General features: G+C 34.8%; 10 protein-coding genes. 6 read left to right on the plus strand and 4 right to left on the minus strand.

Annotated elements, in window-relative coordinates; translation table 11 throughout:
- Nucleotides 1–27: 27 nt before the first annotated feature.
- The 6 genes from PBV53_RS07425 to PBV53_RS07450 all read left to right on the plus strand — a co-directional run bounded on the left by PBV53_RS07425 (nucleotide 28) and on the right by PBV53_RS07450 (nucleotide 11,570).
- Complete coding sequence (locus tag PBV53_RS07425) at nucleotides 28–1,158, plus strand: site-specific integrase (protein ID WP_270096515.1); 1,131 nt, start codon at nucleotides 28–30, stop codon at nucleotides 1,156–1,158.
- Nucleotides 1,159–1,470: 312 nt separating this feature from the next.
- On the plus strand, nucleotides 1,471–1,686 hold the full coding sequence (locus tag PBV53_RS07430; RefSeq protein WP_270096516.1) for a hypothetical protein: 216 nt from the start codon (nucleotides 1,471–1,473) through the stop codon (nucleotides 1,684–1,686).
- Nucleotides 1,679–1,864, plus strand: a complete 186-nt coding sequence (locus PBV53_RS07435; protein ID WP_270096517.1) for a hypothetical protein — start codon at nucleotides 1,679–1,681, stop codon at nucleotides 1,862–1,864. The genes PBV53_RS07430 and PBV53_RS07435 overlap by 8 nt, the downstream gene beginning before the upstream one ends.
- A gap of 1,409 nt (nucleotides 1,865–3,273) precedes the next feature.
- Complete coding sequence (locus PBV53_RS07440) at nucleotides 3,274–3,579, plus strand: hypothetical protein (protein WP_270096519.1); 306 nt, start codon at nucleotides 3,274–3,276, stop codon at nucleotides 3,577–3,579.
- A 137-nt stretch (nucleotides 3,580–3,716) separates the two neighbouring features.
- Nucleotides 3,717–6,779, plus strand: a complete 3,063-nt coding sequence (locus PBV53_RS07445; protein WP_270096520.1) for a UvrD-helicase domain-containing protein — start codon at nucleotides 3,717–3,719, stop codon at nucleotides 6,777–6,779.
- Nucleotides 6,780–6,875: 96 nt separating this feature from the next.
- The gene (locus PBV53_RS07450) at nucleotides 6,876–11,570 is read left to right on the plus strand and encodes a sacsin N-terminal ATP-binding-like domain-containing protein (RefSeq protein WP_270096521.1); all 4,695 of its coding nucleotides are present in this window, start codon (nucleotides 6,876–6,878) and stop codon (nucleotides 11,568–11,570) included.
- 123 nt (nucleotides 11,571–11,693) lie between these two features.
- On the opposite strand, the gene brxL is transcribed toward PBV53_RS07450, so the two are convergent.
- The 4 genes from brxL to PBV53_RS07470 are packed head-to-tail and all read right to left on the minus strand — an operon-like array spanning nucleotide 11,694 to nucleotide 18,289.
- Nucleotides 11,694–13,733 carry a protease Lon-related BREX system protein BrxL gene (brxL, locus tag PBV53_RS07455; protein WP_270096522.1) on the minus strand — a complete coding sequence of 680 codons (2,040 nt, stop codon included), beginning with the start codon at nucleotides 13,731–13,733 and terminating at the stop codon, nucleotides 11,694–11,696.
- A 29-nt stretch (nucleotides 13,734–13,762) separates the two neighbouring features.
- Nucleotides 13,763–16,378 carry a BREX-1 system phosphatase PglZ type A gene (gene pglZ, locus PBV53_RS07460; RefSeq protein ID WP_270096523.1) on the minus strand — a complete coding sequence of 872 codons (2,616 nt, stop codon included), beginning with the start codon at nucleotides 16,376–16,378 and terminating at the stop codon, nucleotides 13,763–13,765.
- Nucleotides 16,379–16,420: 42 nt separating this feature from the next.
- Nucleotides 16,421–17,020, minus strand: coding sequence for an RloB family protein (locus PBV53_RS07465; RefSeq protein WP_270096524.1), 600 nt, complete (start codon nucleotides 17,018–17,020; stop codon nucleotides 16,421–16,423).
- A 12-nt stretch (nucleotides 17,021–17,032) separates the two neighbouring features.
- Entirely contained in the window at nucleotides 17,033–18,289 is a 1,257-nt protein-coding gene (locus PBV53_RS07470; RefSeq protein ID WP_270096525.1) for an AAA family ATPase, read from the minus strand.
- Nucleotides 18,290–18,451 lie beyond the last annotated feature (162 nt).

Here is an 18,451-nt window from a genome sequence, read left to right on the forward strand (position 1 = left end):
TATTAACTATGTAAACAATTATTGTTCATGAAAGAAAAGCAACCTATATTCGAAGATCCAAACAAAACAATAATTGAAAAATATGTATTGTCTGCTAGATTAAAAAGTAAAAAGGAATCTACTATAACAGGCGAAATGTGGCAAATGGTTTCTTTTTTAAGATTTATTAATAATAAGGATCTACACGAAGTCACGAAGAATGATATAGAAATGTTTTACTTGCATAGGCGTGATACATGCCAACCATCCACAGTCCATGACAACATAGTTACTTTGAAAGTGTTTTTTAAGTGGCTACTTCCTGGTAATGATTTATTTGATAATGTGAATCACAAAACACCTAAAAACACACTTCCAGTTGAAGAACTTATTTTAGAATCAGATGTTATGCAATTACTATCTGGATGCACTAAACAAAGGGATAGAGCACTAACTTCTTTGTTGTGGGATAGTGCTGCAAGGATTAGTGAAATACTTGATATGAACTTAAAGAACATTGAGTTTAACAAAAATGGTGGTACTATCATTGTTTCAGGAAAGACGGGAATGCGAAGAATCCCCTTAATCATGTCAGTCCCTGAGCTCCGATTATGGCTTAATCATCATCCAGACAGAGATAATCCTAATGCACCAATCTTTATAACTGATAGGAAGTATGAGGGTGACTTTAGACGATTACATAGGCATACTGCTGGCAACATGCTCAAAGGTTTAGCTAAAAAGGTGAATGCAAAGAAAAACATCTATCCTCATGCTTTCAGGCATGGAAGGTTAACCGATCTTGCTAAACTTGGAGTTAATGAAATGGAGTTAAGAAAATTTGCAGGATGGGAAACCAACTCCGATATGCCAGCTACATATTTGCATTTATCAGGTGCAGATGTTGAAAGTAAGATCTTATCAATACATGGAATCATCACAGAGAATGACCATAAACCCCAATTAGAGATGATGCCTAAAGATTGTCCAGTATGTACGACAAAGAACGCGTTTGATGCAAAATTTTGTGTACAGTGTGGTCAAGTATTAGATTCAAAAACAGCTATTGAGATGCAGGAAGCTACAAAGCCAGCAGAAGATGGACTTGCAGAGCTGATAGATGCAAAATTAGAATCGTTAATCGAAGAACGATTGAATCACAAACTTAAGAATTTGTAAAGAGGAGATTTGACATCCCTCCTAATTTTTCGGATATTTTCTTTATTTTTAATGTCATGAAATTACATGCGGCACTGTTTGCATTATTACTATTACTGCCAGTACAAAAAATTGGCATTTAAACACTTTTTTCATTGCAAGGTTAATATAAATTGCTTTCAATAGTTGCTTTAACTCTCGTTTTCTCTCCTTCAAAACCATGGAATTTACAAAAGCTTATATACTGTATTTAGTACCTATTTTAATATTAAGTATTAATATTTGGAAAATTGTCGCACCACTATAGAAGGAAATAACATGAAAAATCTAATATTGAAAATTAGATACAAACAAGCAAATCGGAACAGGTCGTTAACAGTACTTTCCGAAATTGTGGAACAGACAAATGCGGATTTATCCACCGTAGAACAGATGAATTCGAGAATTTCATATAGACCAGTAGTTTTGAGTGCAGCGGCCTACAGTACCATCCGTGACCGCAACAACTCTGCAGACGAACACAAAAAAGAGGTGTTCGACTATGATTGATAGCCCTCTGATTGATAAAACAATTTCGGCCGAAGTGCTCGATCAGTTACCACGGTCACTAAAGTTGTTTTACACCATCGACGAGCAGGCGCAGACAAAGTTTGATAAGATCATGTCGGATATTGAAACAGGTAAGACAACCCTTGAAGCCGTGAAGAGGGAGAGAGGAATTTTGTAATGATCACAAGGATAAGATTCCAAGATCAACTGTTGAAGTGTGTAAATATATAGTAAATAACCACTGCGTTGAAGAAACGCAAAACTGATTTATCTCTCTGTATGAGAGATAATATATTTTTTTTGAATAACTGTGCTGTACTTCCTTTGTATTGTCACTGAGAATTGATGTATTATTTCACAGCGAAGATTTCATGTTTCATCCACATTCTTTTGTGGCTCTTACTAAAAAGACCTTATAATTGCAAATAAGAAGGGGTTTGTAGAAATCCTCATTTGTATTTCGTAAGCACAAATGAGTGGTCATGAAGTTCTTTGCGAAAAGGTTTATACTAGGTATACAAAGGCCAACAATAATTTATTTGATGCTTTAAAGTACTATCGTAGAGTATATATTTTTGATAATTCTGAATAAATGGAGTTAATCGCTAAGAAGAACCCTGATGTTTCTTTGGATCTATTAGTAGATTATCTTACGTCAGATTGGTTTAATGAGTACGTACTCTCCAAAATTAAATGAGAGTATTCAATGTTGATTCTTTGGTATGGTTTAAAATTATTGATGTAGTTCTCAAGTAACACGATATCAATTGTGTTTAGAAGAATTCGGATAAAAGAGCTACACCAAATAGATTCTATTTCAGATGTATGTTTAGCATTGCTAAAAGTGTACTGTATCACGATATTATAATGAATAATTGATCAAAAAGTAAAAATGGGTATCCCCCTTCTTTAAAAATGATTAATTGTAGTTTGTCATGTCATTCAAGCACTTGTAAACTTCTGGGATCAGATCAGGTAAGTCCAACCAATTTATTTAGGGTAGCCATAAATCTCTGATTTATTATCATATGCCCTTATTATTTCAGCATCAAACCAGTCTTTATAGTTTGCCAATATTTCTGTAGTGGTATAAGGTCCATATGGAAGTATCAGCAGATACGTTTTAAATGTTGGACTATAGTGTACCTATTCTACATGCTTTATTTCAGGATTTGTGTGGAAGCATCCAAGTAACTTTAATTTTTATATCGATTATAGTACAAAGTACTTCATTTTCATTATGGTCATGTATTAGTATGCGCGATTGAATCAGTTATTTATTATTTTAATAATTACATATTATTTATCTTGTATTCGATTTACTTCTCTGGCAAGGTTACAGATCAAAAGTATGGTTAATTAATTACATTTTTTAGATTTAATAACACATTAGTTTCACTATTATGAAATAATAACACATTTATAAAACAAATGTGTTTTTATGTGTGTCAATATATTTGTAAAACGATGTAATATCTTATTAAGGGAGTATTGGCATACATTTAGGCACGATGGGCACTTGTAACGATACAAAAAAAGAGTGAAAATATGAAATTGGTACTTGATATTGACAGAAAATAAATTGAAGTGAAAATTGAAGATGAGATATTCAGTTTAACAACTCCACACTCTGATATTCAGTTCGGGATAAGTTGGGGCCTTGCAGTTAAGATGATACAGCAATTTGGTACAATCCTTAGTCCTCCATTCATACAGATACAAGGCTTAGCAGAAACAGTGGATGGCAAGCTCTTGATGATGGATTTTGCAATGAGCAGGAATGATTTATGGGTGATGGACCTAAGTCATGGCGATAATAAGTTCTATGCAGAGATGTCAAAAAATGATTTTGGAAGAATTGCATATGTCTTAGATACTTATTTAAACAGTTAATGTGGTACATTTCTGTACAATTATAAAAATATCTATAGATAATTCATATCCGAAAGAGCAAGTAAAGGTCAATTATATTTGATACAAATATCCATTTTCAAAGATCACTATACTATATTAGGTAACAGGAGCACAATATGACATCAAAAGGACTTAACAAAGGTCAATCCAAAGCTGTAGATTACACAAGTGGTCCTCTGCTGATTCTAGCAGGACCAGGGTCAGGCAAGACTCTGACAATTGCAGAAAAAGTTGTAAAATTGATCAAGGATGGCACAGCTCCTGAGCGAACACTGGCATTGACATTCTCTGAAAAAGCTGCAGGGGAAATGCAGGAGAGGATCGAGAAGCAGATAGGTACTGATAGTGGGATCACAGTTTCTACATTCCATTCATTTTGCAATGACCTTATCCGAGATTTTTCACTTCATTTAGGTATAAATCACAATGTAAAGCTGATCCCAAAAGAACATGCTTATGTCTGGGGAATGAACAACATTGATTCTTTCGGTCTTGAATACATAGAGATCCCAACTCATCCTTACGATCTTATATCAAGCATGCTTGAAGGTGTTTCCCAATTCCATGATCATTTAATCACTCCGTCTGAGTTGCAAGATCACGTAACTCATCGTTTGACAAATGAGCCAGATCTTCATGAAAGTGTAATAGATCGTCTCCAAATGCTTAGTGATCTGACAAAATTCTACGAACATTATCAGCAGTACAAGAAAGACAATAATTTCATTGATTTTGATGATATGATCAATATCGCCTGCAACCTTTTAAAAGACAATGAAATTGTGAGGAATCAGGTAAGGGATAGATATGACTACATTCTTGTGGATGAGTTCCAGGACACTAACTATGCACAGCTTTTCCTTATCCATCTGATCGCCGATGGTGACAACCTGACCTGTGTAGCGGATGATGATCAATGCATATATCGTTTCAGGGGTGCATATCTTTCCAATATCACGCAGCTTCAGGATTACTACAATTCACTTGAAAAAATACCGCTTGAGATCAACTACAGATCAACATCACAGATCGTTGAAGTTTCACAGCAGCTCATCAGGAATAATCCTGAAAGGCAGGTAAAAGATCTCGTGTCACACAATGGGGATGGGGACAAGGTAATGGTGGTAAAGACTCCTGATGAGATAAATGAAGCCGACTGGGTTGCTGATGAGATCAAGAAGCTTGTTACTGAAGGAAAATTAGAACCTAACGATATCTATGTACTTACCAGAAAAAGAGCTGATGGACAGAAATTTAATGATGCTTTAAAGAGCAGGATGATCCCAGTTGAGTATGTTGGAAGCCTTCAACTGACGAGTTATCCGATAATTCAGGAAGCTCTGGCATACATCTGCGTTGTTTCTGATCCTTTTAATAATGGTATTTCCTTTGCGAAAATATTTGCAAGGGAAGGCGTGACCGAACACAATTTACAGAAGATCAATCTGCTTGCCAGAAAGCTTAGCAGAAAGTACAAGCTTGCAGGAGATGGAATATATCTTGCACTTTGTGACCATTTCGATGAGATCGATATAACACAGAAAAGCCTTGTGAATACGATATTGGGCAGAGTACAACATTTGCTGGATTTCAAGAAGAACCACCTCCCGTCAGATACTGTGAAATATCTGTTGATGGAGGACACTGATCTCTATCGTAGTCAGATGCAGGATGATGATACAAATTCCAGAAAGAATATCCATCTGTTGAATTCACTTGTTAAGATGGTGAAGGACCTTGAACTTGTAGATGGGGGTTCTAATTTTGATACTGCGATGGAATATGTAGATCTTGTTTTCGGGATTGATGTTGCAGATGGTGAGTCAAGTGAGGAGAATACTGTCAAAGTAATGACCATACATCAGTCCAAGGGCAAGGAAGCTAAAGCGGTCTTTGTATGTGATATGGCGGCAAGACATCTTCCTTTGCAGCATATGAAAAAAACATTTACTGTACCTTCTCAACTTGCAAAGGGAGTTCAAAGGGATGAGATCGAAGGTATCCTACATATGGAAGAAGAGCGAAGGCTTGCATATGTTGCTATGACACGTGCTCGTGAACATCTCTATCTTGTGTTCCCTGACAAATATTCAGGAAATAAGAGGTCGGTAAAGCCGAGTGCGTTCCTGGATCAGATCGAATATCTTTCTAATCCTCAGATCGAATATATTGAGACCACAGCTTCAACAGTTACTGCAGGACCTGATCTAAAATCTCCTCTTGAAGTTAAGAAAGATGAGTTCCAGCGCCTTGTGAGTATATATTCCAGACAAGGGCAGGTCAAAGAAGCCATGGAAGCTCTTGTAGTTCTTGCACAACTAAGGGAAGTTGAAACACATGGAAATCTTGCTACTTTTGATCTTAAAAACTTGCTTAGGGTAAACCCTAAAGAACCGAAGGAATTGGAAGACCTGATTGACAACCGTGTTCCTCCACTTGTTGATCTTGATATGCGTTTCTCGGCTTCGAAGATTAAGGAGTATATAGATTGCCCATTGAGGTTCAAATATAATTCAATTCTTAATATACCAACCCCACAGATGTCCTTTTTCCAGGTTGGTACCAGTGTGCATTCTGTGTATGAGCAGATGTCGAAGCTCAAGATGCAGGGAGAGTCTATAGATATGAAACTTGCCAATAAAACACTGGATGATTCATGGGATGGATCAGTCTTCTCGTCAGACACACAGGAGAAGCAGGAACATGGCAAGATGAAAGAGATGATTGAATTCTGGTTCGAACTTGAAAAGGAGTGTAAAGATGAGACCATTTCAGTGGAGGAATGGTTTGAGCTTGAGATAGATGGTCATTCATTTGGTGGTTTTATCGACCGTATTGATCAAACTCCAGACGGGGAGTATGTTGTTATTGATTACAAGACAGGCAAGACCACTACTCCGAAGAAGAAGCTGAAAGAAGATGTGCAGATCGCATTGTATTGTCTTGCTGTAAAAGAGAAGTATGGTAAGCTTCCAGTTCAGGCAGGTCATTTGTATGTGAATCCTAATGTGCAGGAGTTGAGGCTTGTAGATGTTGTTGAGGAAGAGGTTGAGGCTGTCGTTGGTAGGATCAAGGAAACTGTGAACAGTATCATGGATGAGGATTTCGAGGTTAAGGATAAGCCGAATTGTTATTGGTGTAATTATGGTGGAATCTGCAGTTGGGTGAATGGGAAGTGAAAATTGGAATGTAATAGCATATTTAATAAATCAATCATTTCATATTTTGAGACCTGGTTAACGCTTACATATAATATTCAATATTAAGTGATTAAAATGTATTCTGAAATTGAATCTAAAGATATAATAGATAGTATCCGTATTGAAAAATCAGGTGAAGGATTAGAAGGACTTGAGAGCGATCCAAGATCAAAAAAAGCATTTTTAGCTTTACAATCCTCTTTACATAGATCACTTGAAGAACTTGCAGTTGATTTGAATACTGAAAATACACATTTTGTCCTAGAGCTAATTCAGAATGCTGAAGACAATAAATATTCTGATCAAGTTTCTCCATATATTAAATTTTCAATTGATGAGAAAATCATACTTATTCAAAATAATGAAGTTGGCTTTGACAAAGAAAATGTTGAGGCAATATGTGATGTAAGGAGAAGTACAAAAGAAAAAAAAGATGGTTATATTGGTGAAAAGGGAATTGGCTTTAAGTCTGTTTTTAAAATAAGTGATGAACCACATATTTTTTCAAATGGTTTTCGATTCAAATTTAAGAGTAAAGCTGAGGTAAATAATCTTGGTTTTATTGTTCCATATTGGCTTGAATCAATTCCACAAATAATTAGTCCTGAATGCACAAATATATTGCTTCCTATTAGAGATGATGCTAAAGAAGGCTTGATCCAATTTAATGACATAGATGCTCACTTGATATTATTTTTGAAAAAATTGAAACGCATTGAACTTATAAATAAAATGGATGAATCACACATTCTAATTTCAAAGGTTGAAAAAGGAAATTCTATCGAATTAAAAAGTTCAAACGATTTATACAATTATAAAGTAATAAGAAAAACATTAAAAGTTCCTTCAAATATTCAAGAAGAAAAACGAATAAATGTAAAAAAAACGGAGATCATTCTTGTATTTCCAGTGTCAATGGAAGAGAAGCCGCTAATAGATAATCAAAAAGTTTTTTCGTATCTTCCTACAAATGAGTATGGTTTTACATTTATAATCCAAGCTGATTTTCTTCTAACAGCTAACAGAGAATCTATTATAAAGAATACTGTGTGGAATGAATGGATAAGAGACAATATTCATGAAGTATTTTTGGATTCAATCAATTACTTTAAAAGTAAAGAAAATCTGAGAACTACTTTTTATAAATATATTCCATTAAAAGATGATATCCATGATGATTTTTTCAGCCAAACGGTCGAAGATCTGTATTATAGCTTAAAAGGGTACGAGTGTATTTTAACAGAATCGGGTTCTTGGGCAAAGCCTTGCGACGTATTGAAAATCCCGAACAAATTAAAAGAACTAATTTCCAATGAAGATTTGAAAAAAATATATGGGAAAGAGATAGTTTCAAGCAACATATCATTAAATACCTCTTTGGCAGTAGAACTAGAAATAAATTCCTTCTCACAGAATGACTTTTTAGAAATACTAAATGAAGAAAACTTCATTGAAACTAAGGACGATAGTTGGCTTGTTTCGTTGTATAAATATCTGAGTGAAAATATCGATGATTTCGAAAAACTAAAAAAGTTATCGATGTTTAAACTTAGTGATGGAACATATTCTTCTTCTGAAGATTTAACTCTATTTTTCTATTTGAACAAAGAAGGAATAAAATATGAATTTGAGGAAGATTTAAAAAATTCAATTGGCATATTAGATTCTGATTTATTCAAGCGGATTGAACAAGAAAAATCTATAATGGATTTGTTTACCGAGTTAGATGTAAAAAATCCTGATTCTTACGAAATTATCAATAATTATATACTTCCACTTTATAAAAATGATAATTGGAAAGATAAAAGTGGTGGTGTTTTACGAGAACACACCAAATATATTAAAGATAATATCAATGATTATAAAAGTAAAACTGAATCCCTTGATTATTTAAAAAACACATTGCTTTTAAAGACAGTTAAGACTAAAGAAGGAGTAAATTATTATAGTCTTCCAGATAAAACATACTTGCCTAATATCTATTCTTCTAAATATGATCTAAACAGCTTATTTTTAGGTATTGATGAGTTGAATGAAAATTTTGTAGATTCTAATTATCTCCAAAAAGAATTAGAAAATTATGATAATAAAATTAGAGACTTAAATAAAAAAGTTGAAGGCAGATCAAAAACATGGATGAAAAAACACAAGAAAGAAGTGAAAGCAATAAATACAGAATTAATTCAACTGACGAAATTGAAAAATAAGATTATTTCTGGTTGGAGATCCTTTTTCCTTGAGATTGGAGTTAATAATAGCATAACTGTCAATGAACTGTCTTCATCTCATGAAAGCAAAGAAATTGATGCTATTTTTAAAAGATTGGATAACTATGATTATTCCGACAAGAAAGAAACTGTACACATATTGTTCAATATATTCAACAATAATTGGAGTAAATACAAGCGTTTTAAATTTGAAAAATATAGTTCTTCTGAATACTCAAGTTTATTTTCACGACTAAGAGAAACGGCTTGGATTCCAACAAAAAATAGTACATACTTAAAACCATCCGAAGTTTTCTTTGATAACGTTATAAATAAAGAAATAATGGGAGATAAAGTCGATTATTTAGATTCAACTATAAGTAAAAGTCCAAATAACGAATTTTTAAATGATATAGGCATTATATTATCTCCATCTGTTAACGTGGTAATTGATAAGTTAATCAATTTATCTGAAAATAAACATCAAGATAAGGAACTAATTAATAATTTTTATTCGTATTTGAACAAACATTATAAAGAAGACCCTTATTTAATCAATCGTTCATTCTCAGAGAATCAAATTATTTTTGATCCTGATTCAAATAAATACTTTTCATTGAACGATGTATTCTGGAGTAATTATTCTGATATATTTGGAGATACAAAATGTTATTTACAAAAGAATTATTCTCATTTTAAATCACTCTTTTTAGAAAAACTTGACATTAGAACACCAAGTTCAGAAGATTATGCCAAAAGATTAATTCAATTGTCAAAAGAAGAAGTGTCAAATGATAACAACTCTATCATTAAATATGACCGGATAGTCAAAAAGATATACAAAATCTTAAATGATGAATTAAACCCTGAAAAAAATGAAATAATTATATCTGACGCTGATTGGTGGAATGAATATGATCTAGAAAATCAGTATATTTTATGGACAAATAAAAATTGTTTTTGGAAAAATGATGCTGATGTGTTCATAAACGATGATGACACTATTTTTTCATTATTTGAGGATAAAGAAAACTTAGCCTTTTTAAAAATACCTAATGATTCTTACCCTAAGTTTCAATATTTCATAAAAACTTTCAATATTCAATATGCTTCAAAATCAGTTCAAACTGAGCTGTTAACTGTTAATGGAGAAAAAGAAAATAATGAGTTAACAGAACTGCTCCATAAGCGTATTGAGCACATTAAAAGATATTTGTACTTTGAAGAAAATGACACCTATACTAACCTCACACAAAATGGTGTTTTATCGCACATAGAAGAGATTAAAATTTGTGATGCAGACAATATTGTTGTAAAATATGTTTTATCTGAAGAAGAAGTCACTACCAATGCAAAAAAATCATTGACTCATAATGAAAAAATATATTTATTAAATAATTCCCCCGATCGAAATTATCTGGGTGTAGCGTTGTCTAAGATATTTGGTGGCTTGAAAGGTTTAGATGATTTTTTAATATTGATATTTTATCAAAGCGATGAAGAAATAGAACACTTGATGGCTACAAAAGGAATTGGGCATATTCCAATTGATGGGGTAGATGAAGAAGAAACGCTTGTAGATAAGATGGATGCTAATGAAAACAGTTCTATAAAAGATACTGATGCAGAAGACTCGGAAGTCCTTGAGGATAATTCTCGAGCAGTTATTGATTCAGAAGACTTGGAAGTCCTTGAGGATAATTCTCGAGCAGTTATTGATTCAGAAGACTTGGAAGTTCCTGAGGATAATTCTCGAGCAGTTATTGATTCAGAAGACTTTGAAGTTCCTGAGGATAATTCTCGAGCAGTTATTGATTCAGAAGACTTTGAAGTTCCTGAAGATAATTCCCGAACAGTCATTGATGCTGAAAAATCAGAAGTCCATTCGTATGACCCAAATGATAAACTAAAAAGTAAAAAAACAAGAAAATCAAATCGTAAGCAAAAAAATAGATTCAGAAAAGAGTTAACAGGAAAAACACATAAAAGTAGTAAATCAAACCATACTGCTAATCAATCTGATATAACTCCAAACCGTGAAGATGTAAGTAGTGATCCATCTGGAGATAAAGCGCCAAAAACGAATTGGAACTCTGAAAGATCCAAATCATTGGTTGAAAAACCAGATCGAAGTAAGGAAGTAGCAGATTGGGTGAAAAAGCAATATGGTTATCATTGTCAAATTTGTTTGTCTAAAGAGACTCCAGAGTTACTAACACACCACAAATCTTATGCTTCGTATAATATAAACAGAAAATCGATAATGGAAGCACATCATTTGAATCCTGTAGGCGGTCAAGGACATGATCATCCAGGGAACTATTTATCTCTGTGTAAATATCATCATGATTTGCTTCATAGTTTAATGCTGAATTTGGAAGATATAAGTGAGTCGTTAAAAACTATCTCTGATAAAAAAATAATCTGGAACAAAGATGAATGTTACCATTGGAAATTAATTAGTCTTCCAGATCCATACAAAGATAATAAGGAAACAATACGAATAGTTATATCTCCTGATCATCTAAATGAATTGAAGGGGTATGTGAAAATTATTTCATAATGTATAAATGAAAGTACAATTACACCACATATTTTATTTTTTACACATGTATAGTTCGAAGTAATTTGTTAGCGCTATGCTGTTCGTTATAAATAGCTGTTTATTGTCCACTCTACTCCAATCTCAACTTATGAACAAAGCCTTGTGCACAGCATCAATTGGCTCATCATAAAATGCTAACTGGAACTTGCTCAGCAACTCAGGAGGCACCGTTCCCAATTTCACAGTAGCAGATGCAGGAATTAAAACTTTCTTTGCACCAGCATCCAAGCATACCTGTAATAAGTCTGCCAGATTTTCAGTGTTCTGTATTGTTCCACCAATCGTCATGGTACCAATAATCGCGGTTTGCTCTGTTACAGAACGTTCAAGAGCACCTGAGCATAATGCAATAAAAGCAGCAAGATTTGCACCTTCTGCCATACCAACGCCATAAATGTCCTGTACGTTCAGGAAATAATCCCTTTCTTTGGTCGAGATAGATTGGCTGATAGACTTTGCATTTGCTTTAAAGTAGTTCACAGCAGTTTTGATCGATTCTTTTGTTTTCGAATTTGAACCAAGTCCAGATGTATTATATTTTCCATTACCTGCAGTAACCTGAAGTTCGGTCTTGTATACTCCTACTTTTCCATTTTCAGTCGCAGCTACAGCAAAACACTGTCCTGGTTTTAGCATTCCAGGAGGGATGATCTGATTTCCACCGCTCTCAGGAACATTGACAAAATTCTCGCTCATGTCCTCATTGTCTATATAAGAGAAATTAACATCGAAGAATTCCATTCCTCCGATCTTTTTGAGCTGTTCCTTTACCCTTCTTCTGCCTACAAGAGCATACTCTAAGATCTCTTGTACTTCTTCTTTTGTAGCATTTTCGTCAGGATATACAAGCTTCATAAGCCCTGAAACAGTCTTTTTGACAGCGATAACATCTCTCTGATTGAGATTATTTCCCAGATTATAATGTTTGAAAATAATATCGCTGTACGATCGTTTTCTCATTTCTCTTAGGAATTCTGCCAGATAATCTACAATGAATCCATAATGATCTGTGAAATGCTCCGGTCTGAATTTTGGGACTTCCCATCCGGGGAGATAATAATGCATCCTATCAAAGAATGCACTGTCATTGTTCATTGCATCTGGGAAGGGAGCAAAAAGGTGGAATGTTTTAAGTAACGAAGATATGCTTTGATTAACATTCCCGACAAAAACGATAGATGAATTCGCATTTATTTGGTTCTTTCCACGTGCGAAGGAACCTGATGCCATATAGTCTTTAAGGATTTGTATTCCATCCTTATCTTTGAAATTGATGCCTGCAACTTCATCAAATGCTACTACATCCCAGTGCCCTACAAGACCTACCTGTCTTGTGCTCATGTTGTAGAATAGATTTGCTACTGTTGTCTGACCACCGGACATTAGGATGGAGTTTGGTGATATCTCTTTGTAAACATGTGATTTACCAGTGCTTCTTGGGCCAAGTTCACAGAGGTTGTAATTGTTCTCTACAAGAGGTACAAGACGTTCGAGAAGATGCCATTTTACATCGTTTTCCAATAATGTTGGTTCCATTCCAATTGTTCTTAACAAAACGTCTATCCATTCTTCTTTTGTAAAGTTCTTTCTTTGCTCGATAAGTTCATCGACTTTTACGTTTGGTATCTGTATGGGTTTTAAGTCTGCTATCACAAATGGTGAAAAGGATGAATCAGTGGAGTATTCCATCTTGATAATGCACCATATTCCGCCACCAAGAAGTTTGTCGTACATTTTTACGTAGCTGGAATCTACTTCTACGTTAGTTATGCCAAGATTGTTGAAAGTTGCTTCATAGATGTCTTTCCTTTCGTTGAGCTTGACGACAACATTGTCTATGATGGTGTAATATCCATTTTCCCTTATTTTCGATTTTATCTTTTCTGCTTCATGAGGACTGACATAATTGTCAGAGAGAATCTTTTTGACCTTCTGGATGCCTTCCTGAATAAGAGCTTCATCATTGGTAGCACAGTTTATTCCTAACAGGTATTCAAGTACATATACTGGAACATTGTGACCGATCTTGATGAGCTTCGTGAGATCTTTCCTAACAACTCGTCCTGAAAAATGCTCATTGAGCTTTCTATCTGTTTCAAGGTCTGGTACTGTGTCTATCATTTTCATCTATCCTTAATGGTCATAATACGTCAGAAGAAATCATTTTTTAATAAGAGATCAACATTGAAATCAATTGGATCGAATATTTCTTTGTTAAGTGCTTTATCGTCTTCATCGATGGCATGAAGATAATATATCTTATTTTCAACATCATTGGTTAATGTCAGCGTAACTGAATATACTCTTTCCTTTGCATCATTTGATGTGCTATCAGCAATGATAAGCTTCTCATCACTTATCTTTTTGTCACCATTACGATTCCATAATGACACTTTACAATGAAGTGGCAACATTTTGTCTGTCACTTTTTCTGATTGTAAGAAGCTGATCTTGAATGTAGTGTTCGTGATCTTCCTGTTAGGTGTGGTAAGGATCAAACTGACCTTTCCTGTTTTGATGCCTTTCTTTTCGAGTTGAGCAGTCTTTTTGTAGCTATACTTTAGGAGAGGAACCACAATTTCCTGCGGAGATGCTCCACCATGTACAAAGTTGTTTCCAGCCCCTTGTACTTTGAACCTGAGATCAGCTTGAGGTGTATAAAGGAATAATTTATCCCCAGAGTTGAAAGTATCTGCCATGTCAAATTTGTGCGTGTTCTTTAACTGAATGTCTTCAGTTGTTAAAACGTAGCGTTTGTTAGACTCAATGATCTGTTCTTTGTCAAAGTCGGAGAGGTCCCTTTTATCAATATTACCAAGATCATCCCTCTTGTAAATAAAACCATGATCGGAAGTAATTATTATGTTATTTACAATTTGAGATCTTGCTAATTTGTCAATCACTTTTTTAATATCCTCAATCGCTTTTTCGGCAGCATTGAATACATTATGTTCTGAAGCAGAATGGTCTCCTGTGGCATCGATTTCGTCGTGATAAACATAGAATAAGCGAATTCCTTTAAACTGTTCTCTTGCTTGTTCTGTTGTAAGATCAATTACGGCTTTAGAGTTTATAACAATCGAATCTGCGAAAGTATTTTTTAAGATCTTCTCGCGGTTTTGTGAGCCTTCGGTGCTAATTCCATCTGCAATGATACGACCACTTTTATATTCGAGATCTTTATGTGGCAATAGGCTTGCCATACCCAATTTTGTATAGGAGGGTAAATTTCCTGTTATAGCATTTAGCTCAATGATGCCTGGAGTTTCTCTGTTAAGCACTTCCTGAAGCTCTGCAGCAACTTCATACCTTAGTGCATCAGAGATAATGACTGCAACTTTATCTCGGTCATTACGGCTTAAGATCCTATCAACATGTCTTTTGTAGAACTCATTTTGGTGATCTACAAGTTCTACATTCCATTTTCCATTCGTCTCATTGTTGATAGCTTCACTCCATTGACCAAGAAGACGATCCATGAGCACATTATTGTAGAGTTTTTCGACAAGTTCACGAGTATTCTTGAGAATGTCCTCTTCCCTGCTCTTGTCGTAATAGTAATAGAACTTGCGATAATATTGGTCCATTAGGTAATGCTTGTCGGTGTAGGCATGAAAAAGGTCCTTTAAGTTCTTATCACAGAGGTCTTCGACCCTGAACTCTTTTGCAAATTTATGCAATAAAATAGCATATTCAAGTGCAAGATAAAGATCGCTGTATTTTGGATACCAGTGTTTTGTTTTTCTTATTGCGATCCAATTCAGATAGGATTCGAAATCTTCTTGTCCATTTTCGATATCGATTGCAATGTTATTGATAACTGCTCTGTCAAAGATATCTGTGGACTCGGCTTCAATATAATCAGGGATATCTGAATTTTTGATGATGTTCTTGAGATCGCTTTCTAACCTTGAGCTATTCTCTTCCATTACTACTTTAGAGAAATCATCGAATCCTTGTGAGTCCTTTGAATGATCCATCCAGTTGCGTATGAATATCTCACACTCGTTGCCTTTGGAATTGATATAAGATTTGTAGGTATCCAATTTAAGGCCAGTGTTTCTGACAATATGGGTTATGATGAAGCTTAAGAACAGCTTTTTAAGAGTTGGTTCTTTCGAATGATAACCGAAGTAACGATTAATAATATTCCAGAAATCATCTACGAGGTCAAATTTGACAATGTCTTCCCATACCTTGTTATCTTCTTCTTCAAGAGATATCTTTAAAAGCTCTCTCAAGATCTCACGGAGATCAGTTGATCGAGAATTCGTAAAAACGGATAAGAAGCCTATTAAGAACTCATCTTTTTTCCAGTCAGCCTGATATAAGCGTAAAAAGGGTTCTGTTCTTTTCTTGCTAATGAAGAACTTGTATCTTTTTTCGAGGAATTCGTCAAGATCATGCCCATCTATTTCCAATACACTTTTTATGTCCGATATCCTGCTGTTCTCGAACCTGCCTGAATACATCTGAATGTCAAGAAGCCAGTTATCTTCATAACCTCGTTCATCATCTGGAGAGTAGATCAGATAGTTGGAAGCGGTATCTTCGACCTCTAACAGCTTCTTTATAGCAAAATAGTTGTTATCAAGTGTTTTAGTCTTGATGTTGTGTTTTGCCAGCTCCTCTTCGATCAGAGCAAGGCTCTCTTGATCTGCTGTTCTTTCATTGTCATACCAAAAGACTATCTTACGGTCTTCGTAGTCTTCCTTTTCAGCAAATTTCTTGAGAAGCGTTAGGTTTGTTTTCTCTATGTTAACCATACTGATGCATCCGATGAGTATATTGAAGCCAACTGTACGTTTTTATGAATTGAAGTTTAGAATCGTTTCAATCATTCTGTGAACTTGTGTAGATGGATTGCTTTTTGTACTGTTAAGTTCTGTTCCATTGTCAAGATGATATTTTTCCAGCTTTTTAGAGTTCTTGATCGCTGTAACCATTAAAGGTTCAAGTACTTTATAATAATTTTCACTCTTGCTGTATTCAGATATATTTCTTTTCAATAGTTCTATCAAACCTTTATTTTCAAGAGGAGAATTGTTATAACTGAAGTGCAATAAGAACCAAAGTTCAAATGAAGGATTCGAAAAACACATGTTGATAGATCTGCCAGCTTCTTTGTAAGCACTTGATATTGTTTGGTCTGTATTTTCATCACGATCAAATACACACCAAATCGAATCTCCACTTTCAATATCCAGCTCATCCAGCTTCTTTTTGGCAAAACCTACTATGTTTACAACGTCTTTACGATTCGATGGTATCGTGATCACATCGAGGTTGTTCTGTCGTGTTCGATAATTGTTGAAGTAGAGGGGTTCGGTCTTCTCACCTTCACAAATGATTACCATTTTATTCCTTGTAGGTCGTTGCCCTCGGTTTCTTCGGCTATAGTCAGACATTCCAGACCCCATTTAAGATGAAATAAAAGGTAAAGCTCCATATCTTCCCATCAGGTATCCTTTTAGAAGATTCTGATCTTTGCGAGGTTTGAACTCTACTAATGAGTAAAGGTCTGTACTCCCCGAATCTGCATCCTTTTCAGTAAACCAGATCTGATCTCTTCTGAATATCTCATCGTTGAGCAAGTTGGTGTTATGAGTTGTAATTATTAACTGAGCATTGTTCTTATTATAGTTCTTATCATGGAACAATTTGATCAAATGCTCACTCAACATCGGATGTAATTTCAGTTCAAGTTCATCAATGAGTAGAACATGTCCATTTTCAAGTGCATCCAACCATGGTCCGATAAGTGAGAACATCCTCTTTGTTCCTTCTGATTCTTCTGTTTCAAAATTGAACCAAACTTTTTGTTTGTTTCCACTTTCATCTGTTCCAAGATGATATGAGTTTATTTCTATCCTCTGGAGCTCACCGTTATCCATATCAAAGCTGCGTGGGAGTTTATCCACTACTTCCTGAGGTGCATCATTCGGCTTGAATAGTTTTATTTCAGCATCAACATCCACAAGCCCAAGATCCGCCCGTTCAAGAGCCTTGATGATGTCTCTTTTTGAACTATCATTCTTTAACATCTCGATTGTTGAGTAGTCCTGAACTACTGGCATTGATCCTACAATATGTAAGTTCTCTTTGAACCATTTGAACGCTTCAAGGGTCTTACCATAGTTCTGCTGAGCAGAGTTCGACAAATAAAGGACATTATCCAACGTCCTTTTCGAAATATCATTCTGAACCCTTTTGTCAGTTGTAAATCTAAATTCCGTAGTGTCTGTTCTTTCAAAGACCAAAGCTTCCCGATTATTGGGATAATAGTAAAGGAATTCATCAATAATCTTTTCACTATCAAATGATACTCTATACTTGTACCTGACATTGTTCTTAACAAAGAACACCGTAAACTTTGTCGGCTTCGCCCCATACTCCGTCGCAAGCTTAAATGGAGAATACGGAAGCACATCCCCGATCTGATTCCTAACCGAATTGACCACCAGTGCCTGCAGATTGTACATTGCCGCAAGAACATTAGTCTTCCCCGAAGCATTAGCCCCATAGATAACAGAACTTCGAAGTAACCGATCATCCTTTTTTAATATATCCAGCTCGATCAAGTTCCCATCGAGTGCCTTATCCGATGATGCCAGTAAACTAAAAGTAATCTCATCCCGAATTGATCTGAAATTTTCAGCTTTAAATTCAATTAACATGTTGATAACACCCAAATATTGAGATTTAATTGCATTTTTTGTGATTTTTACGTGTATATTGTTGTTTGAACTAGATAATATTTAAGTTAATTGCTAAAAACAAATGTGGTTTTTGTTCATTGAATATATGAAAAGAAGAATGCTAAATTCAAAATAATCCTC

Origin of the sequence: Methanococcoides alaskense, from assembly GCF_027594145.1 — an archaeon.
Classification (GTDB): domain Archaea; phylum Halobacteriota; class Methanosarcinia; order Methanosarcinales; family Methanosarcinaceae; genus Methanococcoides; species Methanococcoides alaskense.